Source organism: Mesorhizobium sp. M0195, from assembly GCF_040322115.1.
Lineage (GTDB): Bacteria > Pseudomonadota > Alphaproteobacteria > Rhizobiales > Rhizobiaceae > Mesorhizobium.
On record NZ_JAMYSV010000008.1, the window covers coordinates 26,406 to 53,356 of the forward strand.

Here is a 26,951-nt window from a genome sequence, read left to right on the forward strand (position 1 = left end):
GTCGCCTCCGGGCGGGAAGGGGTTACTTCTCTTCGGCGGCAGGAGCCGCTTCGGGCGCAGCCGCTTCAGTCGTCTCTTCCGCTGCCTCCGGCTTCATCGCCGAGGAGCCGGCAATGGTCGCGATGGTGAAGTCGCGGTCGGAGATCACCGGCTTGACGCCGGCCGGCAAGGTGACGGCCGAAATGTGGATGGAATCGCCGATATCGGTGCCGGTGAGATCGATGGTGATGAAATCCGGGATCGCATTGGCCGGGCAATGGAACTCGACCTCGTGGCGCACGATGTTGAGCACGCCGCCGCGCTTGATGCCGGGCGACTTGTCTTCATTGATGAAGTGCACGGGCACGTCGACATTGACTTCGGTGTCCTTGCCGATGCGCAGGAAATCGACGTGGACCGGAAAATCCTTGACCGGGTCGAGCTGAAAATCCTTGGGCAAAACCTGGATCTTGTTGCCGTCGACATCGATCGTGGCGACCGTGGTCAGAAACCCGCCGCCATGGATCTTGTAATAGATGTCCTTATAGGTCAGCGCAATCGCCAGGGGAGGCTGCTTGTCGCCGTAAATCACTGCAGGCACTTTACCGTTGCGGCGAACTGCACGGGCGGACCCCTTACCGACCTGTTCGCGCGCTTCGGCCTTGAGCTCGTAAGTATCGTGGCTCATGGCATTTCCTTTCGCGTTGTTCTGGAGCGTTCGCGGCCAGCGTGGCTGGGCCGTAAACGTCGAAAGCCGCCGGGCCTGCATATCCGAAAGCGGCAGCCGCATAAGCAAGCGGACCTTTGTTCGGGATCACAAGGGAAGGCAGCCTTCCGCCGCGTTGCCTCCAAGGGTGTCTACGCGGGTGGCGGCTCTATAGCCGAAGGCGGGAAAGGGTGCAAGTCATGGCAGGCAAGGTCATGGCAGGCAGGTCTACAAGGGTTTCCCATGGCATGGCGATCACCCATGCCGGTGTCATCAGCGCCGACCTGCTGGCCTTCTTCAGGCCTTTAAGAACGTGACAAAAAACTGCCTTCTGGCGAGTGTCTTTTTTTGTCACGTCGTGCCGATGTCAGGCGATGCTCAAGCCGCCATCGATCAGCATTTCCGCTCCGACCATGAACGGGCATTCGTCCGAAGCAAGAAAAACCACTGCATTGGCAATTTCCTCGGCGGTTCCGAAACGACGGGCAGGCACCAGGCCGACCACAGCTTTCGCGCGCGCCTTCGCCGCTTCGGGGGCCAGCCCAAGTTTGTCGTTTAGCGGCGTGTCGATCGGACCCGGGCTGATCACATTGGCGCGAATACCCCGTTCTATCAGTTCGCCCGAGAGCGTCCGGGCGAGCGAAATCATGCCGGCCTTGGCCAGCGCATAGACGTGCGTTCCAGCCATTCCCATATGTGCGTTGACCGAGCCGCTGAGGATGATCGACGACGGGTTCGAAAACAGCGGAACGAGCGCCTTGACCAGGAAGTAGGGCCCCTTGAGGTCGACATCGATGCTCCTGTCAAACGCGGCCTCGGTCCAGTCGCCAAGCGGGCGCAGGTCGGCGATACCGGCATTGAGGAAGAGAATGTCGAGCTTGCCGAAGGTTTCCTCGATCCGCCGCGCTATGTCGTTCTGGGCAGCGGCATCTCCGGCGTCAGCGGCAATGACAAGTACGTCACTGCCGAGGGTGGTGCGCGCCTCCTCGAGACGGCTCGCATTGGTTCCGGTGATAGCGACGCGCGCACCTTCCTCGATGAAACGTTGTGCCGTCACTAGGCCGATGCCGCTGGTGCCGCCGGTAATCAATGCGGCCTTGCCTTTTAGTCTGGACATAAGCGAATTGCCTTTCCTGGCGCGGAGCGCTGCGCAGCATCAGGGGTAAGCCCGGTATGTTCAACTTGGAAGCGTTGCTGACCACAATTTTGCCTTCAGGGGTGACCCTCTCTGACAGGCTTTTCACCCGGCGTATGGTGAAAGAATCATCAAGGGCGCGGCAACTGCCACGCCCTCCTATCAATTCCGAAAGATGCACTGATGTTTAGCTGGCCGCCGCCTCCAGCTTCCTCGCTGCCTTCATGTTAGGCAGGAGGACCGTCAGTAGCCCGAGCAGCGGCAAATACGAGCAGACCTGGAAGACGAAATCGATGCCTTTCAGGTCGGCGACGACGCCAAGCACGGCGGCGGCGATGCCGCCCATGCCGAAGGCGAAGCCGAAGAAGATGCCGGCGATCATGCCGACGCGGCCGGGCACCAGTTCCTGGGCGAAGACGACGATGTTCGAGAAGGCCGAGGACAGGATCAGGCCGATCAGCACGGTGAGAACCATCGTCCACTCGAAATTGGCGTAGGGCAGGGCCAGCGTGAAGGGCAGCACGCCGACGATCGAGAACCAGATCATCGCCTTCTGCCCGTAGCGGTCGCCGAACGGGCCGCCGAGCAGGATGCCCAGGGCAGAGGCGCCGAGGAACAGGAACAGCATGACTTGCGACATCTGCACCGAAACACCGAACTTATGAATGGAATAGAAGGTGTAGTAGCTGGCAAGGCTGGAAATATAGGCGTTCTTGGTCAGTACCAGCAGCGTCAGCACCAGCAGCGCTCCCATCACCTTGCGGCGCGGGAAGGGCGAGACGAAGCTTGCCGCCTTGCGGGCGCCCTGCGCGGCACGCAGCCGGCTGTACCAGCCGCCGACCTGCCACAGCACGATGATGCCGATCAGCGAGCCGCCGGCGAACCAGGCGATGCTGGTCTGGCCGAAGGGCACGACGATGAAGGCTGCCAGCAGCGGCCCCATAGCCTGGCCGAAATTGCCGCCGACCTGGAACAGCGACTGCGCAAGACCGAACCGGCCGCCGGAGGCGAAGCGGGCGATGCGCGAGGATTCCGGATGGAAGATCGCCGAGCCGATACCGATCAGCGAGGCGCCGATGAGGAGCAGGAAATAGTGTCCGGCGTAGGCCAGCACGACCAGTCCGATCAACGAGGAGGCCATGCCGTAGGGCAGCGAATAAGGCATCGGCCGCTTGTCGGTGATCATGCCGATCACCGGCTGCAGCAAGGATGCCGTCACCTGGAAAGTGAAAGTCAAGAGGCCGATCTGCCAGAAATCGAGACCGTAATTGGCCTTCAGCAGCGGATAGATCGCCGACAGCAGCGACTGCATGATGTCGTTGATGCAATGACAGAAGCTCACCGCCAGGATGACGGTGAAGGCCGTCGCCTGAGCTGAGATGTGGCCGGCCGCTGCCGGCTCGCCCTCGGCGATTGCTGTGGTATCTGTCAAGGCATGCTCCGTGGTCTTTTTGGCGGGCACTTCCGCACGCGGTCTTATGGGGCCGCCTGCCTTATACGTCGCTTGTCACGCGACTTCTTTCGTGGTTTGGTCCAATAGTTTCGCAAGTGGGCCATAGCTGATGCCGCATGGCAAGGAAATGTTCAAGGCGGGCGACGCTGATCTCGGGCTGCTGCATGAGCGTCGCTGGCAATGGCTGGAGCAGGCCGTAGGGCCGGCAGTGGCGCTGCCGACCGAATATCCGGACGGCTACCATGTGCCACGGCACCATCACAGCCGCAGCCAGTTGCTGCACGCGCTGGTCGGGGTCGTGCTGGTAACGACGCGGCATGGGCGCTGGATGGTGCCTCCGGACCACGCGATGTGGATCCCCGCCGGCACCGAACATTCCGTCGAGATGCTGGGCGACGTCAGCATGCGGTCCGTCTATGTGATGCCGGAGGCCATTCCCGGCCTACCGGACGGGTTGCGTGTCGTGGGCATCACCGACCTGATGCACAGCCTGATCGTGGAATCGGAAAAGCTGCCGCAGGGCGCCGAGCTGGAGGGCCGGGGCGGACTGATCATGAAGCTCCTGCTGCACGAAATCCCGAACCTGCCGGAACGGCCGCTCGGCCTGCCGTTCCCGTCCGATGCAAGGCTGGCGACGCTGTGCCGGCGCTTCGTCTCGGCACCGTCACCGCATGCGACGATCGACCAATGGGCCGCTATCGTTGGCATGAGTCGCCGCTCTTTCACCCGCGCGTTCCACCGCCAGACGGGATTGTCGCTGTCGACCTGGCGTCAGCAGGCCTGCCTGTTCGCGGCGCTGCCACGGCTGGCCGACGGCGAGCCGATCACAAGGGTGGCGCTCGATCTCGGCTATGACAGCGTGCCGGCGTTCATCACCATGTTCAAGCGCATGCTGGGAGCCTCGCCACGCGGTTACATGCGCGGCGCCCGTGATGCTGGCGAAGGTGCGGCGAACAAGCGGTCCGGCTCGGCCTGAGTCGCAGCCCTGAAGGCGTCGCGTTCGACCCGCCTCATGCGATGCGCTTTAGGTTCTTGTTTTTATGCATGTCGTTATCGGAAAACCGCTGCACAGTTTTGCGCGACACGCATTAATCGAACAGGCTCGACACCGATTCCTCGGTCGCCGTGCGTGAGATCGCCTCGCCCATCAGTTCGGCGATGGAGATGACGCGGATATTGGCGGCGTCGAGCACTGCCTGGGTCGGCTGGATGGAATCGGTGATGACCAGTTCCTGCAGTTTCGAGGCGCCGATGCGGGCGATGGCGCCGCCGGACAAAACGCCATGAGTAGTATAAGCGGTGACGCTGGTGGCGCCGTCGGCAAGCAGCGCATCGGCTGCATTGCACAGTGTTCCGCCCGAATCGATGATGTCGTCGATCAACAGGCAATCCTTGCCGCGCACGTCACCGATGACGTTCATGACTTCCGATTCGCCGGGGCGCTCGCGGCGCTTGTCGACGATGGCGAGCTGGGCATCGATGCGCTTGGCGAGGGCGCGGGCGCGGACCACGCCGCCGACATCCGGCGAAACCACCATGACATTGGCAAGCTGCTTGTATTTCGCCTTTACGTCGCGGGCCATGACCGGCACGGAAAACAGATTGTCGGTCGGGATGTCGAAGAAGCCTTGAATCTGGCCGGCATGGAGATCCAGGGTCAGCACCCTGTCGACGCCCGCCCTCGTGATCATGTTGGCGACCAGTTTGGCCGAGATGGGTGTGCGGCCCGAGGCGCGGCGATCCTGCCTGGCATAGCCGAAATAAGGAATAACCGCAGTGATGCGCTTGGCCGAAGAGCGCATGAAGGCGTCGATCATGATGAGCAGTTCCATCAGATGATCGTTGGTCGGGAACGAGGTGGACTGCAGGATGAAGACGTCCTCGCCGCGCACATTCTCCTGGATCTCGACGAAGATTTCCTGGTCGGCGAAGCGCCTGACGCTGGCCTTGCCCAGCGGAATGTTGAGGTAGCGGGCGACTGATTCGGCCAGCACCCTGTTGGAATTGCCCGCGAAGAGCTTCATGCACCGTTCCTGGCGAAGGATTGAGAGACTCCGATAGCACTCCAGCCTCTTAGTCGGGCTTTTAGCGGCCCGCGCCGGTATTGCAAGCGTCGTGAATGGGAATCCGCCGGCTAATCTCAATAAACGCTTACGGCTTGACGATGCGGCGATAGGTCCACTGCGATGCCGACGGAATCGGGGATAGCTCTATCTTTCAGTCTGAGCATGGTCTTTTCCGAAAACCGGATTCCACTTTTCGGAAATCATGCTCCAGGTCAGCCGGCGCCGCCGCCAAGCCAGGTGGCGAACTGGTCGATTGTCTGGTCGGCAATTGCCTGCATGGTCGCCGGCGCCACCGCCGCCCAGCCTTCACCGCCGCCGACGGAGGGTGCCTTCTGCTGGCCATTGATGCGATGCAGCCGGTTGCCGGCCGGGTCATAGATGTCCCAGACGTAGATGACGGTGGTGTCCTTGCCTTCCGTCATGGTCGAGAAATAGCCCTTGAGCACATGCGTTGGGGTCTGGTCGGTGCTGCCGGCCAAGGTGATGCCGCGCTGCCTGGCGCGTGTCTGAAGCTCGGCGGTCAGCGGTGTCGCGGCTTCTACCGAGGCGCCGACGATCGGCGCCACCTGCAGCCGGGTCCGCGCAATGGCAGCCGCGCTTTTGGCGGGCGGCACGGCTACTGCAGCCGAAGGCTGCGCTGTATCTGCAGTTTGCGCGGTGCCGGCAGGCCGAGCCGGAGTTGCGGGGGGCGTTGCGGCACTTCCGGCTCCGGAGAGCGATTGCGTCGATTGCGGGGCAATGGCCGACGGTTCGAGAACGTCCTTCGCATTGGTGCAGGCCGCCAGCGCCAGCGCCACGAGCAATGACACGGTCGTCACATGCGATCGTCTCATTAGCCTGAAAACTCCTTGGCGATGAACGCCCCTCACACTCTTTGCATTATGGATTCACTGCACGATCAAGTCGAGATCATGGCGGGACAGCGGCTTCGGCTGGGATTCGGTCGTCAGATAGGTGCGGCCAAGCGTCATCGCGGTTTCGGTTTCGGAGTCCATGATGATCATATGGGCGAACAGCGTCATGTTCGGCGCAATCGGTTCGGGATTACCCTGATAGAACATCGGCATATCCATCCAGGACGGGGTGAAGCGGGCGCCGAGCGAATAGCCGCAGGCATTAAGCCGGTGCTTGGTCAAATTGTGGACTTCGAGGGTGCGGGCATGGGCGTCGAACACGTCGCCGAACGTATTACCGGGCGTCATCGCCTTCTCGACTGCAAGTAGCGCGGCGCGGGCGGCATCGAACAATTCCTGGTGGCGTTTCGATACCTTGCCGGTCAACACCGTGCGCATCATTGCCGCATGGTAGTGGTGGAAGACACCGGCCCATTCGAGCGTCAGCTGGTCGTTCTTGGTGAGCTTGCGGCGGCCGGCTTTGTAGCGGCAAAGCAGGGCGTCGACGCCGGAGCCGATGATGAACTCGTTGGCCGGATAATCGCCGCCGCCGGCAAAGATGGCACCTTGCATGGCGGCGAGGATCAGCGCCTCATCGCCGCCCTGCTTGATCAGCGGCAGTGCTGCGTCCAGCGCGTCGTCGGCCAGATTTGCGGCTTTTTCCGCCTTGGCGATTTCTGCCGGGCTCTTGAACAGCCGTAGCCGGCTGACAATGCCGGAGGCATCCGCGATCTGCCCGAAGGTCTGCAACTGCTCGTCGAGGCGCCGGCCATTATAGGCGGTCAGGCCGTGGGTGTCGTATTCGACGCCGATGCGGGCACCGAGCAGGTCGAGTTCGTTGAGCAGGTTGCGCAGGTCTACCGCCGGATTGGCGCCGTTGCGGTCCGTCCACAAAACGATGTTGTCGATGATCGAGGTGTGGCGCGCCTGGCGCAAGTCGGCCGAACGCGTCAGCAGCACCATCGAGCCGTCGGCCTTGACCACCAGGCACTGGAAAAAGCAGAAGCCGAAGGTATCGTAGCCGGTTAGCCAATACATGCTTTCCTGGGCAAACAGCAGGACGGCGTCGAGCTTCTTTTCGGCGATCTCGATCATCAGTCGATCGCGCCGCGCGTCGAATTCCGAGCGTTCGAAATGCAGCGCCATCAGTCAGCCTCCAAAACGATTGCCGAAACCTGCCGCCCGTAGTCGGGCTCGTTGCGATGCGTGCTGCGCCGATAGGAGTAGAAAAGCTCTTCCTCGGCATAGGTGCAGCGGCCAAGTCCTTCGGCGTTGACGCCAGCCTTGGTCAGCCGGTCAACCGTGTAGCGGTTGAGATCGAACATCGCGTGTCCGGCATTTGCGGAGGGCGCGAAATAGCGAGCATTGCAGGCATCGGCGTCGACGAAACGGGCGACGAATTCCGGTCCGACTTCGTAATTCCGTGTGCCGATCGAAGGACCGAGCACTGCGACGATGCAGTCGCGCCGGGCGCCGAGGCTTTCCATTGCCGCGATGGTGTTTTCCAGCACTCCGGTGAAAGCGCCTTTCCAGCCGGCATGGGCGGCGCCGATAATGCGCGCCTCGGCGTCGGCGAAGAGGACCGGTCCGCAGTCGGCGGTCGAGGCACCGACGGCAATGCCCGGCCGGTCGGTGACAATGGCGTCGGCCTTGGGCCGCTCGCCGGCAAAAGGCTCCCTGGCAATGACGACGTCCGGCGAATGAACCTGGTGAGCGGTCAGCAGATGGTTTGCGGGCACGCCCATCCATTCGGCGACCCGGCGGCGATTTTCGCGCACCAGCGTCTGGTCATCGTTCGAACCGGCCCCGATGTTGAGGCCCCGGTAGATGCCGCTGGAAATGCCGCCGACTCGCGTGAAGTAGCCGTGGCGGATGCCTTGCGCCGTTTCCAGCAAGGGCGACCGAACGGGATCCGGTTTGGTCTGATTCAGCATGGCGGCTTTGTTGTCCGTATGGGCGATTTCGTCAAGCGAGTTGAAGGGGCGCAGTTGAAGGCTGGGCGGTTGAAGGCTGGCGAAGTTGATGTCGGGCGCTAGTCGGAGACGGGAGAGTGAAAGAGGCGGCAGCGAAAAGTCAATCCGTGCTTGGAAACGGCGGAACGGCAATGCCGGCAGGGAGGACGGCAAGCACCTTGAAGAGTTCGCCCATGGCCAGCGGGCCGGCGAGGCGCTCGACGTCGGCCGCGATCTTTTCGCGAGCTGCCTCATCGGCGTTGGCGCCGAGCCGGCCAGCCCGTTCGAGAAGCCCCATCTTGAGCAGGAATTCACCTTGCGTTGAGAGGTGGGCATCGAGGCCGTGTGCCCGAACGGTTGCCGCGAGGGGAGCGAAATCGACATGGGCTGTGAGATCGGCCTGCCCCGGATTGGCCAGCACGTCCTCATGACCGTGCTTGCGCAAGGCCTGCAAGGTGTCGCCGATCCCGGGCTGGAGATGACCGTAGTCGAGAAACAGGCCGGCTCCGCCAAATCCGGCAAGTCGCCCGGCGATGGCCGCCATCAGGGCGGCGCGGGCTGGCGCCACCTCGACGATGGCACCTTGCGTCGCATTCTCGGCACCCTCCGGCAGCAGCATCGGGTCAAGCGAGCCGGCGCCGACGAAAAAGCGCAGCCGGTTCGCGTCGTCGAGACCGATCATCCGTTCGCTCCAGCCGGCTCCAGCGCGGACGAACTGGCGGATGGGCACGGCGTCAAACAGCTCGTTACCAACAATCAGAAGCGGCCCCTGCGGCAGCGTGTCGACGGCCTCATGCCAGGCGATGGTGGCCGACGTCCCGGCAAGCGTCCGTTTCTGGACCTCGGTCAACCGCGGACTGGCCTCGATCAAGGCGAACGATGCGCTGGCGGTAAGCGTCGGATCGAGCCGCGAAAGCGTGCGCAGCATATCTCTCATCAGCGTGCCGCGGCCGGGGCCGATTTCGGCGATGGCGACCGGCGTCGGCCGGTCGATCGCCAGCCACGCCTGGTAGAGCCAGATGGCGACCAGCTCGCCAAACATCTGGCTGATCTCCGGCGCGGTGACGAAGTCGCCGGCGGCGCCAAACGGCTCGCGTGTCGTATAATAGCCGTCCTGCGGATCGAACAGGCAGAGCGCCATGTATTCGCTGATGGGGATCGGTCCTACCGCACCGATCAGCTCGGCGATGCGGGTCTTCAGCCGCGTCATGCCGGCTGCGGTTTTGTCACCGGCTTGGCTGTAGCCATCGCCCAGATGCCGGCCAGCACCATCGGCAGTGACAGCACCATTCCCATGGTCAGCCAGCTCGTGCCAAGGAGGTAGCCAAGCTGCTGGTCGGGCTCGCGGAAGAATTCGACGAAGATGCGCGAGGCGCCATAGCCGGCGATGAAGGCGCCGCCGACGAAGCGCGGCGTCTTCAGCTTGAGCCTGGAATGGGTGAGGAAGCGCAGGACCAGGAACAGCACCAAGCCTTCGAGCAGCGCCTCATAGATCTGGCTCGGATGGCGTGCAAATGGGCCGCCATTGGGGAATTCGAATGCCCATGGCACGTCGGTCGGCCGGCCCCATAGTTCGGAATTGATGAAGTTTGCCAGGCGAACGAGGCCAAGCCCTACCGGCACGCCGGCGGCAACCACGTCGAACAGCGACCATGTGCGGATGCCGCGAGACCAGGAAAACAGCGTCATGGCGAGAATGACGCCGAGTAGGCCGCCATGAAACGACATGCCGCCCTGCCAGACGGCGACGATATCGAGCGGATTGGCAATGTAGCGCGGCAGGTCGTAGAACAGCACGTAGCCGGTGCGTCCGCCGAGCACCACACCGATGGCTGCCCAGATGATGAAGTCGTCGAGGTCGATGGGCTTCATCGGCAGGATGCCGTCGGGCCAAAGTTTGGGGTTGGTGACGAGGCGTTTGGCATACCACCAGGCGAACAGAATGCCGACGATATAGCCGACGCCGTACCAATGCACCGCCAGTGGTCCGATCCGGACGATGACCGGGTCGATGTTGGGAAAGGGCAGGGCGGCCAGCGGCAGCAAATATTCGCTCAACAGGGTCTCCGGGTTCCAATCAGGTTCGGGCGCGGACCATGCGGCAGGCTTTTGGCGCGGTCAAGGCAAGCATATGCTTGCATTCCGAATGGTGCGCCACTACGTCAATTCAACCAAGCGAGGATTTGCCATGGCGACTGGACCGAACCGCATTCTCGATGAATTCGCCAAGCTGATGACCGATGCAGCCGGTGCCGCGCAGGGCGTGCGGCGCGAGGTGGAGACCGCCTTCAGGGGCCAGGCCGAGCGCATACTCAACTCCATGGACGTGGTGCAGCGCGAGGAATTCGACGCTGCTCGCGACATGGCGGCGAAGGCCAGGGAAGAAAACATCCGGCTCGCCGCTCGCATCGAGGCGCTCGAGGCCAGGCTTGCCGAATTGACCGGTCAAGCAGCGCCTGTGGCTGCGGCAAAGCCGCGTGCAAAAAAATAATCAGAAATAAATCGTTAAACTTTTCCACAAAGCCGGATCGTAAAAAGCGCTTTGTCGTGAATCGCTTACCGGTACTGCGTGAATCTTTGTGACATCGCCTTTCCACATGCGAATGACGCAGTGCGAAAAATTTGGCTGGTCACGCGACTCCCGATCAATAGACTGAATTTGTTGCATGATTCGGAGCAGGGTCATGCGCCGGGCGGTGGGGTCCGGTCCGGGGTCTTTGCGTTGACGAAGTCCTGGCCGTCCGAGTTCTAGGCAGAATTGTTCGAGTGTGCCTCTCCCGCGGAGCGTGTGGTGGCGCTCCCAGAACGACAGGAAGCATTTCATGGAACTTCTCGAACTCGAATTCTCCCGCGAAATCCATCCGGTGGATGTTATCGAGCAGGTGGCGCACAACAACGACTGGTCCTTCGAACGGGCCGGCGACGACGAGATCTCGATTTCGGTTGCCGGGAGCTGGACCGACTACCACGTTTCATTCTCCTGGATGGAGGACTACGAGGCGCTGCACCTGGCCTGCGCCTTCGACATCAAAGTCCCGGAGGCGCGCGCGCTCGAGGTGATGCGGCTGCTTTCGCTGATCAACGAGCAGATGCTGTTTGGCCATTTCGATCTCTGGGAGCAGGAAGGCGCCATCATGTTCCGCCAGTCGCTGCTGCTGGCCGGTGGGGTCGAGCCGTCAAGCCAGCAGGTCGAGGTGCTGCTGTCGTCGGCGCTGGAAGCCTGCGAATGCTATTTCCAGGCGTTCCAGTTCGTCGTCTGGTCGGGGACTTCGGCCAAGGATGCGTTGGCCGGCGTGCTGTTCGAAACCTACGGAAACGCCTGACCGTCGATGAGTTCGAGCAACAGGCGAAAACCCGAGATCAGCTTTGCCGATTTCGACCGTATCGACATCCGCGCCGGCACGATCGTAGAGGCCGAGCCTTTTCCCGAGGCGCGCAAGCCGGCGATCAAGTTGAAAATCGATTTTGGTCCCGTGATCGGGGTGAAGAAATCCTCGGCCCAGATCACAAAATACTATACGCCCGAAACCCTGATCGGCCGGCAGGTGTTCGCTGTAGTCAATTTCCCGCCGCGCCAGATCGGGCCATTCATGTCGGAAGTGCTGACGCTAGGCTTTCCCGATGAAGAGGGCGCCGTCGTGCTTGGCGCGATCGAGCGCAAGGTGCCGGACGGAGGCAGGTTGTTCTAGCTGCGCTGTTGCTCACGCAGCCAGTTTACGCGTGGTGCCCAGCGCCTCTTCAACCGTTTTCATGAACATTTCCGCGCAGGCCTTCCAGCTGTAGCGCATCGCGCGTTGCCGCGCCTCGGCGCGGTCGACGTGAAGGGCGGCGAGCGCTGCTTGCCGCAGGTCGTCCGATACCGCGCCGCCGATGCCGTCTCCGATGATGTCGATCGGTCCGGTGACGGGATAGGCTGCGACCGGCGTGCCACTGGCCAGCGCCTCGATGATGACGTTGCCGAATGTGTCGGTGCGGCTGGGGAAGACGAAGGCATCGGCCGAGGCGTAGATCTCGGCCAGCTCGTCATTCGGACGATGGCCGAGGAAATGGGTATCGGGATATCTGGCCTTCAGCTTCGCCAATTCCGGCCCTTCGCCTACGACCACCTTGCTGCCCGGCAGGTCGAGGTCGAGAAAGGCCGGCAGGTTCTTTTCGATCGCGACGCGGCCGACGCAGAGGAAGATCGGTCCGGGAAATCCCAGGTCCTTTCTTTTATCCGGCCGAAAATGATCGGTGTCGACGCCGCGCGTCCACGGCCGGAGCTTGGTGAAGCCGCGCGCCGCAAGATCGTCGGCAAGCGACTGGGTGGCGACCAGCGTGCCCTGTCCTGAATTATGGAAATCGCGCAGCCAGCGATAGGCCCATGCTTCAGGCACCGGCAGGCGTGCGCTCAGATATTCCGGAAAACGTGTGTGATAGCTGGTCGTGAACGGGCGGCCGGCGTTGCGGCAGTAGCGCCGGGCCATAATGCCGAGCGGTCCTTCGGTGACGATATGAACGTGGTCCACCTTGCGCGCCTCGATCAGCCGCGCCACGCGGTGCGGCGTCGTCAGCGCCAGCCTGATATCGGGATAGGTCGGCAGAGGCAGGGTGCGAAAGATGTTGGGTGTCAGGAAATCCGTCTCGACATCGAAGGATTTCAGGGTCTCCGAGAGGCGCTCCAGCGTGTGGACGACACCGTTGACTTGCGGGCGCCAGGCGTCGGTGACCATCAGGATGCGCATGGCGGTCCCTTGGCGGAGAGCTTGATTGCCTTGCCGCGATGCCTGAGCGGCGACCACGCCGCAGCTCTGGCGTCGCACCGGCGCACCCGGGCAGGCGCGGGGTCGAAATGAGGCCGCAGGGCCGAATCAATCAGGATCGCGCGCTTCATTGGCGCTCTTCACCATGGTTTCATGACGGGCGAATGAAGGCCGGGTCTCGCTGCCGTCAAGCCGGAACCTTGATCACCGCCCGCAAGCCGCCGAGCGGGCTGCGTTCGAGGACGATGTCGCCGCCATGGCTGCGGGCAATGTCGCGTGCGATGGAGAGGCCAAGGCCGGTGCCGCTGGCGTCGAGGTTGCGGGCCTCGTCGAGCCGCACGAACGGCTTGAATACATCCTCCCGCTTTTCGGGCGGAATGCCCGGACCGTCATCGTCGATGGTGACGAGCAGCGAACCGCGTCCATGATTGGCGTTGATCTCCACCGTCTTGGCATAGCGGAATGCATTGCCGACGACATTGGAGAGCAGCCGGGCAAAGGCATTGGGGCGCACGTGGACGTGCGGATCGCCGGTAAGTACGGTCGACAGCTTGCGCTTGCGGAGCGCGGCTTCCTCGCGAAGCTTGTCGAAGAAGGCTTCGAGGTCGAACCGGCCGGCATCTTCCGATGCTTCGCCGCGTGCAAAGGCAAGGTAACCTTCCAGCATCGACTGCATGTCGTCGATGTCCTGGTCGAGTGCCTGGGTGTCGGCCGCCTTGGTCCCGGCCAGTGCCAATTGCAGCTTGAAGCGGGTGAGGATGGTCCTCAGATCGTGGCTGACGCCGCTCAGCATGGCGGTGCGCTGCTCGAGCTGGCGTTCGATGCGTTCGCGCATCTGGATGAAGGCAAAGCCGGCGCGGCGGACTTCCTCGGCGCCGCGCGGGCGAAAATCGCGCGGCATCGGCCGGCCTTTGCCAAAGCTCTCGGCCGCCTCGGCCAGCGTCAGAATCGGCCGGATCTGGTTGCGCAGGAAGGGAATGGCGATCATCAGCAGCACCAGCGAGGTGCCGACCATCCAGATCAGGAAAATATGGGTGTTCGACGCATAGGCCTGGCTGCGGCGCACGAAGACCCGCAGCACCTTGTTCTCAAGCTGGACGCGGACCTCGACGATATTGGAATTGCCGACCGTATCGATCCAGAACGGACGGTTGATCTGGCGGGTGATCTCGGACGAAAGGATCTCGTCGAGGATCGAGAAGAACGGCTTTGGCCCGGGTGGCGGCAGCGGGTCGGGGGGGAGGAGGTCGACCTTCAGCTGCATGCGATCCTGGGCGATGCGGATGACGTTCGCGTAGTCGGCGTCATGCGGATAGGTCTCTATCAGGTCGATGATGGCGGCGATGTCGCGCACCGTGGCCTGTGACAGGCGTTGCGTCACGGTCTGCCAATGGCGCTCCATGAAGACAAAGGCGACGACCGACTGCAGCATGATCATTGGCGCTATGACGATGATCAGCGAGCGGGCATAGAGCCGCTTCGGCATGTAAAGCGACACCAGGCGCCAGAAACGGTTCCAGGCGCGCGGCACGGCCTTCAGCGCCCGCGTCGCGCGGGCGCCGAAGCCGCCATCTCCCGGCCGTTCGAGTTGCGTGGTCGCCATTCGTCTTTTCGCTCACCGGGACCCGGCAAAGGGCCGCTGTCGGCGGCATTCTATTCCACGCTGAGCCGATACCCAATACCGCGCACGGTCTGCAGCCAGACCGGATTGGACGGATCGCGTTCGATCTTGCGGCGCAGCCGGTTGATCTGGACGTCGATCGTGCGCTCGCCGACCTCGGATTCGTCGCCGACAAGCTCATGCCGCGGTATCGTCTCGCCGGCACGGGCAGCGAAGATCGCCAGGATTTCCTGCTCGCGGTCGGTCAGCTTGAGCGCCTCTCCGCCGCGCTTCAGCTCACGCCTGGCGATCTGGAACGTATAGGGACCGAAGACCAGCTGTTCGACCTTGGGCGTCGTCGCGGGGCCGCCGCGGCGCAGGATATTGTTGATACGCAGGATCAGCTCACGCGGGTCGAACGGTTTAGGCAGATAGTCGTCGGCGCCGGCCTCGAGCCCGGTGATCCGGCTGTCGGTTTCGGACAGTGCGGTGAGCATCAGGATCGGTACGTTTTTCTCCGCCCGCAGCGCCTTGGTGAGATCGACGCCGCTTTCACCCGGCATCATGACATCGAGCACGATCAGATCGAAGTCGAGGCCGGCGAGCTTTCGGCGCGCCTCGCCGGAATTTCCGGCGACGGTGACGCGAAAGCCGTTTTCGGTCAGATACTGTTTCAGAAGATTGCGGATACGGGTGTCGTCGTCGACCACCAGCAGATGCGGCGCGTCGTCTTCCGGTGCTGTCGGATGATCAACCCTCTCAATGGTCTCCATGGCTTTTCCCTGACATCTTTGCGGGCACAATGTCGATCTGCGCCCTTAGTTCCGGATTGACCATCGCTTCAAGGAACCGTTCGATAACGGCGCGTTCGGTGGCTCCGGAATCTTCCAATGCAGCATGGATGCGGCGCGACTGTGGCCGCGCCAGCGCCAGCGCCAGCGCACGGCCCTTGGCCGTCGGATAAAGCTCGCGCTGGCGGCGGTCGCGAGGGCCCTGCAATTGCACGATATGGTCGGTGTCAATCAGTTGCTTGAGCACGCGCGCCAGGCTCTGCTTGGTGATCTTGAGCACGTCGAGGAGCTCGGCGACCGTCAGGCCGGGCCGGCGATTGACGAAATGCAACACCCGATGATGGGCGCGGCCAAAACCGTAATCGGCCAGGATCTGGTCCGGATCGGAGGTAAAGTCGCGATAGGCGAAGAAGAACAACTCGATGATGGCGAAATCGATGCCGTCCTCGTCGGTGATCGCCGTCCTGATCGGCTCTGCGGCTGCGTGGCTCGTCATCTTTTCTCCGTGTGAAGCAGGAAATTATGTCAGCACTATTGACGTATTTTCCGCGCGATGGTAATTTTTGGCAAGCTTTTCGGCGGATTGCGAACGAAAAGGCAAGCGAAGCCGTTTTTTTCCGGAACTTCCTGAGTTTGCCAGACCTTAAATATCCGCCTACGCTTTGAGACAATGGCCGTCCGCAGCGGCCGAGGCGAAACACGCAACGACACTGTGCGGGCTGCCGCCCGCGGGAGGTTACCATGGCATCCGTTCCCTTCGACCAACTGGACGGCTTTATCTGGATGAACGGCGAATTCGTCAAATGGGCCGACGCCAAGATCCACGTCTTGACCCACGGGCTGCACTACGCCAGCGCGGTATTCGAGGGCGAGCGCGCTTATGGGGGCGAAATTTTCAAGCTGACCGACCACACCGAACGCCTGCATGAATCGGCGCGCCTGCTTGGCTTCAAGATACCCTACTCGGTCGCCGAGATCGACGACGCCTGCCGCACGCTGTTGAAGAAGCAAGGTTTCCAGGACGCCTATGTCCGGCCGATCGCGTGGCGCGGCAGCGAACAGATGGGCGTTTCCGCACAGAACAGTCGGATCAACTGCGCCATCGCCATCTGGCAGTGGCCGAGCTATTTCGACCCGGCGCAGAAGCTCAAGGGCATCCGCCTCGACATGGCCGAATGGCGCCGCCCCGACCCGCGCACCGCACCGTCGAAATCGAAGGCGGCCGGCCTCTATATGATCTGCACCATGTCCAAGCATGCCGCCGAGGCCAAGGGCTATGCCGACGCTATGATGCTCGACTGGCGGGGCCAGGTGGCGGAAGCGACAGGCGCCAACATCTTCTTCGTCAAGGACGGCAAGATCCATACGCCCAAGCCCGATTGCTTCCTCGACGGCATCACCCGCCGCACGGTCATCGGCCTTGCCAAGGACCGCGGTTTGGAGGTGATCGAGCGCGCCATCATGCCGGAAGAGCTTGAAGGCTTCCAGCAGTGCTTCCTCACCGGGACGGCAGCCGAGGTGACGCCGGTTTCGGAGATCGGTCCATACCGATTCGAGGTCGGCGAAATCGCCAAGACGCTGATGAATGACTATTCTGCGGCCGTTCAGCCCAAGCACGCAATCGCTGCAGAATAACGAAAGTCACAGCTTTTTTAACTAGTAAGGGCGGTTTTCGGGCCGCCCTTTTTATTTAAGCGCTTCTGCATTTGACTTTCACACAATTCGGCGTCTCATGATGGGGTCGGCCCGGGAGGCTGGCAGCTATGGAGGGACTGGAAATATGGATATGAACACGCTTCTTCCGATCATTATTCAGGTGATTACGGGTATCATCGGTGGTCAGGCGGTTGGCGCGGCTATCAAGACGGCGGCGATGGGGCAGCTTACCAAAATCCTGGGCGGCGCTGTTGGCGGCGTCGGCGGTGCGGCCATCCTCAACAGTCTGCTGGGTGGGGCGGTCGATCCGACAGCCGCGGCCACGGCGGCAGGGGCAGGCAGCGCGTTGAACATTTCAAATATCGTTGGCGGTGCCGGCGGCGGCGCCATCCTGACCGGCATCATCGGTGCGGTCATGAACGCGATGAAGAAATAAGCTTTGACGTTTCAGGGTTTTAAATGGGCGGCTTCGGCCGCCCATTTCGTTTTCCGTTTTGCGTTTTTCCGTTTGCCGTTTGTGGAGCGGTGGACGCCGTTCGCGTGTGTCTCTACATCAGGGTAAGGTTAGGGCTTTCCTGACGCGTTCGAGGGGGCGCGCAGCGCTCCGACAGCGTGAAAGGACGAATATGGGTCTCAACGCCGGCATCGTGCCGGTCACGCCGTTCCAGCAGAACTGCACCATTCTCTTCGACATGGACGACAGGCAAGGCGTTGTCGTCGATCCGGGCGGCGACATCGACAAGGTGCTGGCGGCGCTCGAGGACAATGCGATCACAGCCGGCGCGATCTGGATCACGCATGGCCATATCGACCATGCCGGCGGGGCCATGGAGCTGAAGGAGGCGCTCGGTATCGAGATCATCGGCCCGCATGCCGCCGACCGGCCGCTGCTCGCCAATCTCGAGAACCAGGCGAAGCGCTACGGCATCACCGATCCCGTGCGCAACTGTGTCCCCGACCGGTTCCTTGCCGAAGGCGAGACCGTTTCGTTCGGCTCACACGTGTTCGAGGTGCTCCATTGTCCGGGCCACGCACCCGGCCACGTCGTCTACTATAACCGGGCGGCGAAGTTCGCGCATGTCGGCGACGTGCTGTTCCGCGGTTCGGTCGGCCGCACCGACCTGCCGGGCGGCGACCACGCCGCGCTGATCGCCTCGATCAAGGAGAAGCTTTTGCCGTTGGGCGACGACATCGGCTTCATCTGCGGCCACGGTCCCGGCGGCCGTTTTGGTGAGGAGCGGCGGAGCAATCCGTTCCTGATCTGAACCGCTTGCCGGAAACAAAAAAGCGCGGCCTGTGCGACCGCGCTTTTTTCCGGCAGGAAACTGCCTCCGTTAATTGGCGGTGCAGAAATGCTGTTCGCCGTCATAGCCTGTGAACGTGCCGGTACGCGCGTTGAAGCTCCGGTAGCGGTCCGAGCAGTATTCGTACCAGCCGCGGGTCCAGGGCTCCGCATAGCTTTCGGCATAGGCCACTCGCGGCTGCACGTAATAACGGCGCACCGGGGCAGGCCGGTAGTATTCATCATCATAGGCCGGGTCGTAATAGCGGGGCTGCGGGCTGGCGAGCGCACCGCCGATCAGGGCACCGGCCGCAAGGCCGAGCACGCCTGCCGCAACGGCGTCGCCGTTGCCGTGGTGCTGGCGGTGATGGCGCCATTCATCGGCACTGGCCGCGGGCAAGGTCGCAAGCGTGGTCGCAACGACCGCGGCGGACAGGATGGCAGTCTTGAAAATTCGGTTCATGTCGGTCTCCTTCGTGCCGGCCCGGGTCGTTTTCGGGGGATGCGGTCCGGCTTTAACGAAGATTAATATGGGACCGTGGCTGAACGGGGGCTGAACGAAATTTGGCCAGGCGGGTTCATCCAACCGGGCGATTCAAGCGTGCGGCAAACACCGCAGGCCAGACCGGCCCGCGTCCATTCTGTCCAGGGCCGGTTCAGCCGATCGACAGGTTGACGGCTTTCGGACCCTTGCCGCGCTTGTCCGGCTCGGTGTCGAATGTCACTTTCTGCCCATCCTCAAGACCGGGAAGACCCGACGCCTGCACGGCCGAAATATGGACGAAGACATCCTTTGCCCCGTCGTCCGGCGTGATGAAGCCGAAGCCCTTGGCGTGATTGAAGAATTTGACGGTGCCGGTCTGCGGCATGGGAAGCTCCTTTGATCCCACAAGTCCAGTCTCGGGCCGGCAAATGCCCGGACGGAAATTTGTCCTTTATTTTAGTGCCATCGGCAAGAGAAAGTTTTGCGGGTGCCGGCAAGCATCCCAGAACACAAAAGGCGCGACGAAAGCCGCCGCGCCTTTATAAAATTCACGTCACACCAAAGCCTTGCAGCATCCTCACACCCCGAAAGGACGCGCGGCACGCCGCCGTTCAGGCGGCGCGGAGATTGACCGCTTTCGGACCCTTCCCCATACGGTCGGGCTCGACATCGAAGGTGACCTTCTGACCGTCGACGAGCGTGCGCAGCCCGGAAGCCTCGATCGCCGAGATGTGGACGAACACATCCTTGGCGCCGCCATCGGGCGTGATGAAGCCGAAGCCTTTGGTAGCGTTGAAGAATTTAACGGTGCCGGTCTGGGCCATTGGGGAAACTCCTTCACCCGTGTCAGTCTTGGTGGTTCCGCCCGCCGCCTGGCGCCGTGGGCAAGTCCCGGTGGTTGCTTCGGCAGTCATGCACTGGCGCATGGTAAAACCCCCCGCCGAAAACGGGGCTGTCAGAGATTCACAGTATCGGGGAAAGGTCGTCCAAAACGTTCCGCTCTCCGGGTCGCAAATGCCCGAACACAAAATTTATCGCACGGAAACGTGATGCTTGCAAGATAGAGCCGCGGGCGGCCCAACAGGCGCATCCCGACGCATCGCACCGATAGTTCCGGTTCTCCGCGCGGTCATCGGCCAGACGCAGCCCAGGCATGGTCCAGCAAGCGGGGCCGGTGCTGTTTTGCCTTTGCGCCGGCCTACCGTCGCCCTGGTTGGCCATGCCGCCGGTTGCAAACAGGGGTTGCATTTGGCGGCGGAATGACGAGGATCGGCCGGACGCAGGCACCATTTGTGCAGGCACGAGTTTCGAGGGAGGGAACATTCATGCGGTTTCTTGCGGCAATCTTCTCGCGGCAGGGTTTTTCCATCCTGTTCCTGTCGGCAATTCTCGCGGCCTGCACCGTCGTGGTCGATGAGGGGCCGGGGCCGCGCCCGCCACGGCCGGGACCGCAATTCTGCACCAGGCAATATGACCCGGTCTGCGCCAGGCGCGGCGGCGACCGCCAGACCTTCGCCAACGCCTGCCTTGCCGAACGGGCCGGATACCGCATCATCCGTGAAGGCGAGTGCCGTGGCGGTGGTGGCGGCGGGGAGCACACATTCTGTACCCGCGAATACCGCCCGGTCTGTGCCCGTCGCCATGGCGAACTGCGCACGTTCCCCAATGAATGCGAGGCCCGCGCGGCTGATTATCGGGTCGTCGATGATGGGCCGTGCTAGCGCACCGGCCTCACTGTTCGTCCGGATAGGCACCATCGGCGGGGCCGACGTAGAGCTCGGCGCCGTCCTCGTTGGAGATGCGCAGGCGATCGGGGATCTGCGGCATCATCAACGTGTGAAGCAGCGTGGCGGCGCCTTGCAGGGCGGCGCGCAGGTTCGGCGCCTCCAGCGACACCCGGTCGAGTGTCGCTTCGTCGGCATCGCGCAAGCGGTAGAACTCGATGACGAAGTTCAAGCACGCCTCCAGCAGATTGTCTCCGATCGACCCTAGCCTTTGGACTTGGGTTTCGTACCGGTCTCCGCCTGCTTGACCGCCGAGCCGAACGGCGAGGCCGGCTTTGCAGCCACCTTGTCCTTCTTGGGCTTGCGTGTCTCGCGGTTGCTTCGCTGTTGACCCTTGGCCATTTCTGATCCCTCGTGCGTGGGTGGTAATGTCGAGAGTGCTATCGCTCAGCCGGCCGGGTTGTCGACCGGTTCGAGATTGTCTTCCGTGGTGACCCGCTCGTAGGTCTCCTGCTCGCTGCGGATGCGGTATTGCGGCGAGCCGTCCTTGACCGGCAACCGGCTCTTGATCTGGAACAGCTCCGCGGTCTTTTGGACAAGGCCGATGCGGCTCTTCATGCGGACGGTCTGGCCGATGGTGAAGATATGCGACGGCGTATCCGTGCGCCGCGCACTCTGCTGGAAGCGGATCATGTAACATTCTCCTGATCGTGCCGAAGCGCTGCTTCGAGTTCGGCGTGGTCGACGGCGACAAGCTGGCTGGTCGGGCTTTTCACCGTCCTTGACGGCAGATGGATGAAAGTGGCGACGCGCCGCCAGGCAAGCCACGACATGCCGTCGATCAGTTCCTCGTCGTGGTCGATGTCATAGTCGCCGGCCGGCTGCACGCCATCTAGCCCGCCAAGCACGAAAGGTGCCGCGAAATGCGCGATGGAATGAGTGGTGCGGGCAGACATTCTTGTGCCTTGAAGTTTCTTTCCGGCCTGGCCCTGAAAACGGGGCCTGCATTGCGGTATCGGGTATCGGCGATTTGAATGAGTTTTGGCGGGCCGAGAACCCCTGACGCCGCGAGGGGACCAAGCACGGCCCAAAAACGGTTCCATACCAATATTCTGAAAATGCGGCTTATTCAAGAAGATTCCGGCTTTTTGCCGCTACCAACGTAAAATTACTTTTCTATGGTTATTTGCGAAACGATGATACGGTGCCGGGCATCTCAAAAATTGTTTGAAGAAGTTCCGGAAGAGTTCCTCCGGCATTTGTGTTTATTTAGGTATGAAGGGAATAGAGTCATGAGTTCCGTAAGAACAGCGAATGTCCCGACAGTTGCAGTCGATCCTGTCGTCAAGCCGACAAAGGTCATATCGCCGCGCCTCACGATAAGAAGCGACGAGGCGGCAAGGCGAAGGATTGCCGACACCGACGGCACGGTGCGGCGGGCGCGCCAGCTTGCCGAAAGCAACCGCCTGATTTGACGCGCAAGCCATGACACTCAATTTTCCCAATCCCAGCCGGTCCTACGACGCTGCAGCCAAGCGCGTTCGTTTCGTCGGGCATGACGGCATGTTCGAAGTCCCGTTCTTTATCGAGGTTACGGCACTTTCGACGGTAAACCCGGCTGCAAGCGGAGCCGAAGCCGAATTCCTCAGTGCCTTCGACGCCAAGCGTTCGTCGATCCACGATATTGCGCGCGAAGCCTACTCGCACGGCCGCAAGAACATGTATGTGCTGACGCCGGCCGACTTTCGGTAAGTTCCCCGGGTTCGGAGGTTTGCTTCGTAGCGACCGCCGTCTGCTCTTGCACGTGCCGCAGCGATGGCCTAGATCGCGGCAGGCGGACAACACGGCAGGTTTCCCATCAACAGAGATCCGAGACAACCGGCAGGCACACGTTACGGCTCAGGCGGACAGCCGCCGCTGGGGCTCGACCAGCACGTGCAGCGGGCGCTGCAGCTGCACCAGGCGGGGCGCCGGCAGGAAGCCGAGGCGCTTTACCGTCAGGTGCTGGCGCAAAAGGCCAACCACCCCGCTGCTGCGCATTTCCTCGGGCTTCTGCTGCACCAGACCGGGCGCAGCGCCGAGGGGCTGGCGCTGATCGAACAATCGGTGCGTCTGCAGCCGAACAATCCGGATTTCCTCAACAATCTCGGCACCGTGCTGCGCGACCTCGGCCGGGTGGCGGCCGCGGCCGATCTCTTCCGCAAGGTGGTGGCGATTCGGCCGGACCAGTTGGCGGCGCGCGACAATCTCGGCTCGTCGCTGAAGCAGCTCGGCCAATTCGAAGGCGCCGAAGATATTTATCGCGGCACGATCGGCCGCAACCCGTTCCATGTCCGCGCCCGCGTCGGGCTTGCCGAAACGCTGCAGGAAGCGGGCCGGCTGGATGAAGCACTGGCTGTTTTTCGCGAGGCGCTGACGATCCGGCCGAAGGATGCCGATCTTTTGCACGGCCTGGGCGTCGGGCTGATGGAAAAGGGCAATCTCGACGAGGCTGCGGATCTTTTCAGGCAGGCGCTGGCGGTGGACCCCGGCATGGCCAGGGCCTGGCTGATGCTCACCCAGGTCAAGCGCCAGAAGGAGCGCGACGCCGAGCTTGCCCGCATGGAGGCGGAGCACGCCAAGGCGCCCCAAGGCAGCCTTGCGCGCATGCAGCTTTCCTTCGGCCTCGGCAAGGCCAACGACGACCTTAGTGATTATGGCCGCGCTTTCGACTATTTCACCGAAGGCAACGCGATCCGCCGCCAGGGCATCGACTACGACGCCGGCAAGACGCGCGGCGAGTTCGAGGCGATGAAGGCGGTATTCGACAAGGCCTTTTTTGAAAAACACAGGCCGAGCGGGATCGCCGACGACACGCCGATCTTCGTTGTCGGCATGCCGCGATCCGGCACCACGCTGGTCGAGCAGATCATCGCCAGCCATCCGCAGGTCTATGGCGCCGGCGAGCTCAGCATATTGAAGACGGCGGTCGGTAAGCAGTTTCCGCTCAGCATGAAGGGCGGCTTTCCCTGGGGCATCGCCGACATGCCCGACAAGGCCTATGCTGAGGCCGGCCAGGCGTATCTCGACATGCTGCGCGCCCGCTATCCAGGTTTTCGGCACGTCACAGACAAGATGCCCGGCAACTTCCTCTTGGTCGGCTTCATCCATATGATGCTGCCGAAGGCCAAGATCATCCATTGCGCGCGCGATGCGGCGGCGACCTGCCTGTCGATCTACAAAGTGCATTTCCGCGGCGACAGCCACCGCTACGGCTACGACCTCGGCGAGCTCGCCGATTTCCACAATCTCTACACCGATATCATGGCGCACTGGCACGCCGTGCTGCCTGATGTCGTGCACGACGTTCGCTACGAGGATTTCGTCGCCGACCAGGAAGGCCAGTCGCGGGCGCTGATCGCCCATCTCGGCCTGCCCTGGGACGACGCCGTGCTGTCGTTTCACCAGACCGACCGGCCGGTGCGCACGGCGTCGGCCGCGCAAGTGCGCCAGCCGATGTATCAGGGCTCGGTCGATCTGTGGAAGCGCTATGGCGACCGGCTGAAGCCGCTGCTCGACCGACTAGCGTAATGCGTTGCGGGCCTACAGCTCCAAAAACGGCTGGAAGCCGCCAAAGATCATGCGCTTGCCGTCGAACGGCATGGTCTCCCAGTCCGGCTTGAGACGAGGATCGGCCATCACCTTGGCCATCACCGCGTCGCGGCTCTGGCGCGATTCGTAGACCACCCATGAGAAGATGACGACCTCGTCTTCCTTGGCCTGCACGGCGCGCGGGAACGAGGTGAGCTCGCCATAGGGTACGTCGTCGCCAATGCATTCGACATAGGCCAACGCGCCATGCTCCTTCCAGACGGCGCCGGCCGTCTGCGCCATTTTCTTGTAGGCATCGAGATTTGCCTTGGGCACGGCCAGCACGAAACCGTCGACATAGGACATCTGACTTCCTCCATGTGATCGTTTTCCTCTCCCTTTATAGCGGGGAGAGGTGATTTCAGACACAGCCTGTGTTGGATGTTAAGCTGCTTTCACCGGTGCGTTCATTGCCCATTCGACGCCGAACGGATCACGCATATTGCCCCAGCGGTCGCCCCAGAACATCACCTGCAACGGCACGACTGCCTCGCAACCCGCCTCGATGGCCCGCTTCCACCAGGCGTCGATGTCGTCGCTGCCGAGATGGAGCTGCATGGTGTAGCCCTGCGGCTTCACAGCGGCCATTCCATGCTCGGGATAGAAGTCGGAAAGCATCAGGGTCGAACCGTTGATGTGGAGATGGATATGCATGGTGCGGCCCTGTTCATCCGGCGGATAGGCAAAGACCTGCTCGGCACCGAAGGCCTTTTGGTAAAATTCTGCGGCTTTGAAAGCGCCGTCCAGCTGAAGGTAGGGCGTCAATCCGCCAAGCACTTTGGCGGCGGACTGGGTCTGCGGCTGATCATTCATGTCATGCTCCTCTTTGCGTCTGGTTGGCCTTTGCGAACCACAGGACGAACTCAACGGCGAAGATCCTACACGGCCGATGGTTTGGATTCGAAATGGCGCCTGCCGCGACGGCCAACTGCCACCTTTCAACCTTCGATGCGAATCCGCGGGCTGTTTTGCGCGTCGACGACGATTTCCGGCCAGCCGATATCTTTGCGCAACTCGATCGGCAATGAAAGGATGGCGCGTTCGCTGCGATAACGGGCGCGAGCCGCCGAGTAACGCGTCACGGCGTGACCTATGGATGACAGAATAGACATGATGCTTTCTCCTCGATTGGCGCCGGCATCACCGTGTCGGCGTCCCAAGGACGTGGCATGCGATCATCATCCGACAGAGCGCCGGATTTTTTTCCGCAATTTTTTAACCGCCCGCTTCGGCTACCTCCTGGAAGAAAGCTTCCGGGCTATCGATCTCGGTCAGCCGCCGTTTCTCGATCAGCCAGAAGCGGTTGCCAACCGCGCGGATGAAGGAGCGGTCGTGCGAGGCGAGCAGACAGCTCGCCTGACGTTCCAGCAATTCCGCTTCCAGCGCCTCCTGGCCATCAATGTCGAGGTGGTTAGTCGGCTCGTCGAGTAAATAGAAATTGGGATTGGCGAGCCTCAGCGCCAGCATCATCAGCCGCGCCTTTTGCCCGCCGGACAGCACGCCGATCCTGCGCTCCTGCATGTCGATGCTGACGCCGGCGCCCGCCAGCAGCGAGCGGGCGCGCTGCTCACCGACATCGAATCTGCGCGAGAGCATCGCCAGCGGCGTGTCGTCGCCGCCGATGCCCGACAGCGCCTGGTCGCTATAGCCGAGCACCGTCGACGGCGTCACCTTCACGCCTTGCGCCGCCGTTTGCGGCTCGACGATGGCATTCCGGATCAGGCCGATCAGCCGTGATTTGCCGACGCCGTTACGGCCGAGCAGGACAATGCGGTCGCCTTGGCAGATATGGCGCTTGCCGGTGCCGAACAGAACCGTGCCGTCAGGCGTTCCGACCACCAGATCGTCGAGCGTGATCAACACCTTGGCATGGCTGCCGCGATTGGCGAGCTTGATCGTGCCCGCCGATCTTTCGCGGTGCGCCGGCGCTGCCGCGTCTTCCAGGCGCTCTGCCCGCTGGTTGAGCTGCTTGGTCTTGACCGTCAAAAGGTCGCAGCCGGAATTGATGCCGATATTGTTGAGCTTGGCCGCCTGCCGGCGCAGCTGCTGCGCCACTTTCATGTCGCGCTGGAATTTGCGCTCGGTCGAGGCGTCGACCTCGTCCAGCGCAAGCCTCGCCCGCGAATAGGGCAGCGAAAACACCGGCGATTGTTCGGGGCGTAGAAACAGCGTGCGGTTGGTCGTCGCGTCGAGGAACGCCCGGTCATGGCTGGCGATCACCACCGGCACCTCGCGCGGCAGCGCGTTCAGCCAGGTCTCGAGTTGGCTGATCTTGCCGAGATCGAGATGGTTGGTCGGCTCGTCGAGCAGCAGGACGTCGGGATCGGTGACCCAGACGCGGGCGATCAGTGCCAGCCTTTGCCAGCCGCCGCTCAAGGCCCGCATCGGCCGCGCGCGCATCGGCTGCGGCACGTCGAGCGAGTCGAGAACGACATCGACGCGCCATTGTTCGCTTTCGGCCTGCTCGGCCGGCAAAACGTCGGCCACCACTTCATGAAAGCTGCGCCCGGCGAGCGCTGCGGGGATGAGTTGCTCGACATAGCCGACGCGCAGGCCACGCGTGCGGGCGATGTCGCCTGTGGTGGCTTCGAACTCGCCCGTCAGGCACCTCAACAAAGTGGATTTGCCGCGACCATTGGCGGCGACGATGCCGAGCCGGTCGCCGGTGCCGATGCTGAGGTCGAGGTTGGAGAAGAGCGGCGCACTCAGGGTGACGCCGAGGGACTTGAGGCTGATCAGGGCCATATCGATTTCTCTGGTCTGGCCGGAGTGAGCTCCGGTTCAATGCACTTTGACGGTGCGCAGGCTGGCAATCAGGCTCAGCGTTGCAGCACCATGAAGGGCAGACCAAGAAAATC

The 26,951-nt window shown here is 62.4% G+C and carries 35 protein-coding genes; 11 read left to right on the plus strand and 24 right to left on the minus strand.

Annotated elements, in window-relative coordinates; translation table 11 throughout:
* Positions 1-22: 22 nt before the first annotated feature.
* From NKJ12_RS17340 to NKJ12_RS17350, 3 genes are all read right to left on the minus strand, one after another.
* The gene (locus tag NKJ12_RS17340; RefSeq protein ID WP_352489001.1) at positions 23-667 is read right to left on the minus strand and encodes a 50S ribosomal protein L25/general stress protein Ctc; all 645 of its coding nucleotides are present in this window, start codon (positions 665-667) and stop codon (positions 23-25) included.
* Positions 668-1,052: 385 nt separating this feature from the next.
* On the minus strand, positions 1,053-1,802 hold the full coding sequence (locus NKJ12_RS17345; protein ID WP_352508134.1) for an SDR family oxidoreductase: 750 nt from the start codon (positions 1,800-1,802) through the stop codon (positions 1,053-1,055).
* Between the two features lie 205 nt (positions 1,803-2,007).
* On the minus strand, positions 2,008-3,252 hold the full coding sequence (locus tag NKJ12_RS17350; protein ID WP_352508132.1) for an MFS transporter: 1,245 nt from the start codon (positions 3,250-3,252) through the stop codon (positions 2,008-2,010).
* A 130-nt stretch (positions 3,253-3,382) separates the two neighbouring features.
* Here NKJ12_RS17350 and NKJ12_RS17355 point away from each other — a divergent pair, with 130 nt between their 5' ends.
* Positions 3,383-4,249: an AraC family transcriptional regulator gene (locus NKJ12_RS17355; protein ID WP_352508131.1), complete on the plus strand. Its 867-nt coding sequence runs from the start codon at positions 3,383-3,385 to the stop codon at positions 4,247-4,249.
* A 112-nt stretch (positions 4,250-4,361) separates the two neighbouring features.
* Here NKJ12_RS17355 and NKJ12_RS17360 read toward each other — a convergent pair whose 3' ends face one another.
* The 6 genes from NKJ12_RS17360 to lgt all read right to left on the minus strand — a co-directional run bounded on the left by NKJ12_RS17360 (position 4,362) and on the right by lgt (position 10,242).
* The gene (locus tag NKJ12_RS17360) at positions 4,362-5,297 is read right to left on the minus strand and encodes a ribose-phosphate pyrophosphokinase (protein WP_254819191.1); all 936 of its coding nucleotides are present in this window, start codon (positions 5,295-5,297) and stop codon (positions 4,362-4,364) included.
* A 254-nt stretch (positions 5,298-5,551) separates the two neighbouring features.
* Positions 5,552-6,172 carry a hypothetical protein gene (locus tag NKJ12_RS17365; RefSeq protein ID WP_352508129.1) on the minus strand — a complete coding sequence of 207 codons (621 nt, stop codon included), beginning with the start codon at positions 6,170-6,172 and terminating at the stop codon, positions 5,552-5,554.
* A 54-nt stretch (positions 6,173-6,226) separates the two neighbouring features.
* Positions 6,227-7,378 carry a M24 family metallopeptidase gene (locus tag NKJ12_RS17370; RefSeq protein ID WP_352508128.1) on the minus strand — a complete coding sequence of 384 codons (1,152 nt, stop codon included), beginning with the start codon at positions 7,376-7,378 and terminating at the stop codon, positions 6,227-6,229.
* Positions 7,378-8,166, minus strand: coding sequence for a peptidoglycan editing factor PgeF (gene pgeF, locus NKJ12_RS17375; protein ID WP_352508127.1), 789 nt, complete (start codon positions 8,164-8,166; stop codon positions 7,378-7,380). Before pgeF ends, NKJ12_RS17370 begins: the two co-directional genes overlap by 1 nt.
* Before the next feature lie 139 nt (positions 8,167-8,305).
* Complete coding sequence (locus tag NKJ12_RS17380; RefSeq protein WP_352704104.1) at positions 8,306-9,394, minus strand: class I SAM-dependent methyltransferase; 1,089 nt, start codon at positions 9,392-9,394, stop codon at positions 8,306-8,308.
* Positions 9,391-10,242, minus strand: a complete 852-nt coding sequence (gene lgt / locus NKJ12_RS17385; RefSeq protein ID WP_352704107.1) for a prolipoprotein diacylglyceryl transferase — start codon at positions 10,240-10,242, stop codon at positions 9,391-9,393. Before lgt ends, NKJ12_RS17380 begins: the two co-directional genes overlap by 4 nt.
* A 130-nt stretch (positions 10,243-10,372) precedes the next feature.
* Between lgt and NKJ12_RS17390 the strand changes: the two genes are divergently transcribed.
* From NKJ12_RS17390 to NKJ12_RS17400, 3 genes are all read left to right on the plus strand, one after another.
* Entirely contained in the window at positions 10,373-10,675 is a 303-nt protein-coding gene (locus NKJ12_RS17390; RefSeq protein WP_352508124.1) for an accessory factor UbiK family protein, read from the plus strand.
* Between the two features lie 331 nt (positions 10,676-11,006).
* Positions 11,007-11,507 carry a type III secretion system chaperone family protein gene (locus tag NKJ12_RS17395; RefSeq protein ID WP_023678420.1) on the plus strand — a complete coding sequence of 167 codons (501 nt, stop codon included), beginning with the start codon at positions 11,007-11,009 and terminating at the stop codon, positions 11,505-11,507.
* A 6-nt stretch (positions 11,508-11,513) separates the two neighbouring features.
* On the plus strand, positions 11,514-11,873 hold the full coding sequence (locus NKJ12_RS17400; protein WP_352687875.1) for a tRNA-binding protein: 360 nt from the start codon (positions 11,514-11,516) through the stop codon (positions 11,871-11,873).
* A 12-nt stretch (positions 11,874-11,885) separates the two neighbouring features.
* Here the strand turns inward: NKJ12_RS17400 and NKJ12_RS17405 are convergent, their stop codons facing one another.
* From NKJ12_RS17405 to NKJ12_RS17420, 4 genes are all read right to left on the minus strand, one after another.
* The gene (locus NKJ12_RS17405; protein ID WP_352687873.1) at positions 11,886-12,908 is read right to left on the minus strand and encodes a glycosyltransferase family 4 protein; all 1,023 of its coding nucleotides are present in this window, start codon (positions 12,906-12,908) and stop codon (positions 11,886-11,888) included.
* A gap of 205 nt (positions 12,909-13,113) precedes the next feature.
* Positions 13,114-14,529: an ATP-binding protein gene (locus NKJ12_RS17410; RefSeq protein ID WP_352508121.1), complete on the minus strand. Its 1,416-nt coding sequence runs from the start codon at positions 14,527-14,529 to the stop codon at positions 13,114-13,116.
* 50 nt (positions 14,530-14,579) lie between these two features.
* A complete protein-coding gene (locus tag NKJ12_RS17415; RefSeq protein ID WP_023678415.1) occupies positions 14,580-15,299 on the minus strand; it encodes a response regulator in 720 nt (239 codons plus the stop codon).
* Complete coding sequence (locus NKJ12_RS17420) at positions 15,286-15,813, minus strand: MarR family winged helix-turn-helix transcriptional regulator (protein WP_023719182.1); 528 nt, start codon at positions 15,811-15,813, stop codon at positions 15,286-15,288. Before NKJ12_RS17420 ends, NKJ12_RS17415 begins: the two co-directional genes overlap by 14 nt.
* A gap of 245 nt (positions 15,814-16,058) precedes the next feature.
* Between NKJ12_RS17420 and NKJ12_RS17425 the strand changes: the two genes are divergently transcribed.
* The 3 genes from NKJ12_RS17425 (at position 16,059) to NKJ12_RS17435 (ending at position 18,238) form a co-directional block, all read left to right on the plus strand.
* Positions 16,059-16,952 carry a branched-chain amino acid aminotransferase gene (locus tag NKJ12_RS17425; RefSeq protein ID WP_292661281.1) on the plus strand — a complete coding sequence of 298 codons (894 nt, stop codon included), beginning with the start codon at positions 16,059-16,061 and terminating at the stop codon, positions 16,950-16,952.
* 145 nt (positions 16,953-17,097) lie between these two features.
* The gene (locus NKJ12_RS17430; RefSeq protein WP_254819202.1) at positions 17,098-17,409 is read left to right on the plus strand and encodes a hypothetical protein; all 312 of its coding nucleotides are present in this window, start codon (positions 17,098-17,100) and stop codon (positions 17,407-17,409) included.
* 190 nt (positions 17,410-17,599) lie between these two features.
* A complete protein-coding gene (locus NKJ12_RS17435) occupies positions 17,600-18,238 on the plus strand; it encodes an MBL fold metallo-hydrolase (RefSeq protein WP_352704109.1) in 639 nt (212 codons plus the stop codon).
* Between the two features lie 69 nt (positions 18,239-18,307).
* On the opposite strand, the gene NKJ12_RS17440 is transcribed toward NKJ12_RS17435, so the two are convergent.
* The 3 genes from NKJ12_RS17440 to NKJ12_RS17450 all read right to left on the minus strand — a co-directional run bounded on the left by NKJ12_RS17440 (position 18,308) and on the right by NKJ12_RS17450 (position 19,563).
* Positions 18,308-18,718 (minus strand): BA14K family protein, encoded by a 411-nt coding sequence (locus NKJ12_RS17440; protein WP_352704112.1) that lies wholly within the window; start codon positions 18,716-18,718, stop codon positions 18,308-18,310.
* Positions 18,719-18,911: 193 nt separating this feature from the next.
* Positions 18,912-19,124 carry a cold-shock protein gene (locus tag NKJ12_RS17445; protein ID WP_006202521.1) on the minus strand — a complete coding sequence of 71 codons (213 nt, stop codon included), beginning with the start codon at positions 19,122-19,124 and terminating at the stop codon, positions 18,912-18,914.
* 226 nt (positions 19,125-19,350) lie between these two features.
* Positions 19,351-19,563, minus strand: a complete 213-nt coding sequence (locus tag NKJ12_RS17450) for a cold-shock protein (RefSeq protein ID WP_006202520.1) — start codon at positions 19,561-19,563, stop codon at positions 19,351-19,353.
* Between the two features lie 501 nt (positions 19,564-20,064).
* Between NKJ12_RS17450 and NKJ12_RS17455 the strand changes: the two genes are divergently transcribed.
* On the plus strand, positions 20,065-20,460 hold the full coding sequence (locus NKJ12_RS17455) for a Kazal-type serine protease inhibitor family protein (protein WP_352704114.1): 396 nt from the start codon (positions 20,065-20,067) through the stop codon (positions 20,458-20,460).
* 10 nt (positions 20,461-20,470) lie between these two features.
* Here the strand turns inward: NKJ12_RS17455 and NKJ12_RS17460 are convergent, their stop codons facing one another.
* Genes NKJ12_RS17460 through NKJ12_RS17475 form a run of 4 tightly spaced genes read right to left on the minus strand, consistent with a single transcriptional unit; the run spans position 20,471 to position 21,419 of the window.
* The gene (locus NKJ12_RS17460; RefSeq protein ID WP_352704117.1) at positions 20,471-20,695 is read right to left on the minus strand and encodes a hypothetical protein; all 225 of its coding nucleotides are present in this window, start codon (positions 20,693-20,695) and stop codon (positions 20,471-20,473) included.
* A 32-nt stretch (positions 20,696-20,727) separates the two neighbouring features.
* Entirely contained in the window at positions 20,728-20,865 is a 138-nt protein-coding gene (locus tag NKJ12_RS17465) for a hypothetical protein (RefSeq protein ID WP_254819207.1), read from the minus strand.
* A gap of 45 nt (positions 20,866-20,910) precedes the next feature.
* Positions 20,911-21,156, minus strand: coding sequence for a hypothetical protein (locus NKJ12_RS17470; protein WP_352704119.1), 246 nt, complete (start codon positions 21,154-21,156; stop codon positions 20,911-20,913).
* Complete coding sequence (locus NKJ12_RS17475) at positions 21,153-21,419, minus strand: hypothetical protein (RefSeq protein WP_352477936.1); 267 nt, start codon at positions 21,417-21,419, stop codon at positions 21,153-21,155. Before NKJ12_RS17475 ends, NKJ12_RS17470 begins: the two co-directional genes overlap by 4 nt.
* A gap of 336 nt (positions 21,420-21,755) precedes the next feature.
* Between NKJ12_RS17475 and NKJ12_RS17480 the strand changes: the two genes are divergently transcribed.
* From NKJ12_RS17480 to NKJ12_RS17490, 3 genes are all read left to right on the plus strand, one after another.
* Entirely contained in the window at positions 21,756-21,938 is a 183-nt protein-coding gene (locus tag NKJ12_RS17480) for a hypothetical protein (protein ID WP_352477934.1), read from the plus strand.
* Positions 21,939-21,948: 10 nt separating this feature from the next.
* The gene (locus NKJ12_RS17485) at positions 21,949-22,215 is read left to right on the plus strand and encodes a DUF1488 family protein (protein ID WP_254819211.1); all 267 of its coding nucleotides are present in this window, start codon (positions 21,949-21,951) and stop codon (positions 22,213-22,215) included.
* Between the two features lie 183 nt (positions 22,216-22,398).
* Positions 22,399-24,033: a tetratricopeptide repeat-containing sulfotransferase family protein gene (locus NKJ12_RS17490; RefSeq protein WP_352687858.1), complete on the plus strand. Its 1,635-nt coding sequence runs from the start codon at positions 22,399-22,401 to the stop codon at positions 24,031-24,033.
* Between the two features lie 12 nt (positions 24,034-24,045).
* On the opposite strand, the gene NKJ12_RS17495 is transcribed toward NKJ12_RS17490, so the two are convergent.
* From NKJ12_RS17495 to NKJ12_RS17510, 4 genes are all read right to left on the minus strand, one after another.
* The gene (locus NKJ12_RS17495; protein ID WP_352687856.1) at positions 24,046-24,399 is read right to left on the minus strand and encodes a DUF1428 domain-containing protein; all 354 of its coding nucleotides are present in this window, start codon (positions 24,397-24,399) and stop codon (positions 24,046-24,048) included.
* 78 nt (positions 24,400-24,477) lie between these two features.
* A complete protein-coding gene (locus NKJ12_RS17500) occupies positions 24,478-24,906 on the minus strand; it encodes a VOC family protein (protein ID WP_352646563.1) in 429 nt (142 codons plus the stop codon).
* A gap of 125 nt (positions 24,907-25,031) precedes the next feature.
* Complete coding sequence (locus NKJ12_RS17505) at positions 25,032-25,205, minus strand: hypothetical protein (protein ID WP_023719167.1); 174 nt, start codon at positions 25,203-25,205, stop codon at positions 25,032-25,034.
* A 103-nt stretch (positions 25,206-25,308) separates the two neighbouring features.
* Positions 25,309-26,838: an ABC-F family ATP-binding cassette domain-containing protein gene (locus NKJ12_RS17510; protein ID WP_352704121.1), complete on the minus strand. Its 1,530-nt coding sequence runs from the start codon at positions 26,836-26,838 to the stop codon at positions 25,309-25,311.
* Positions 26,839-26,951 lie beyond the last annotated feature (113 nt).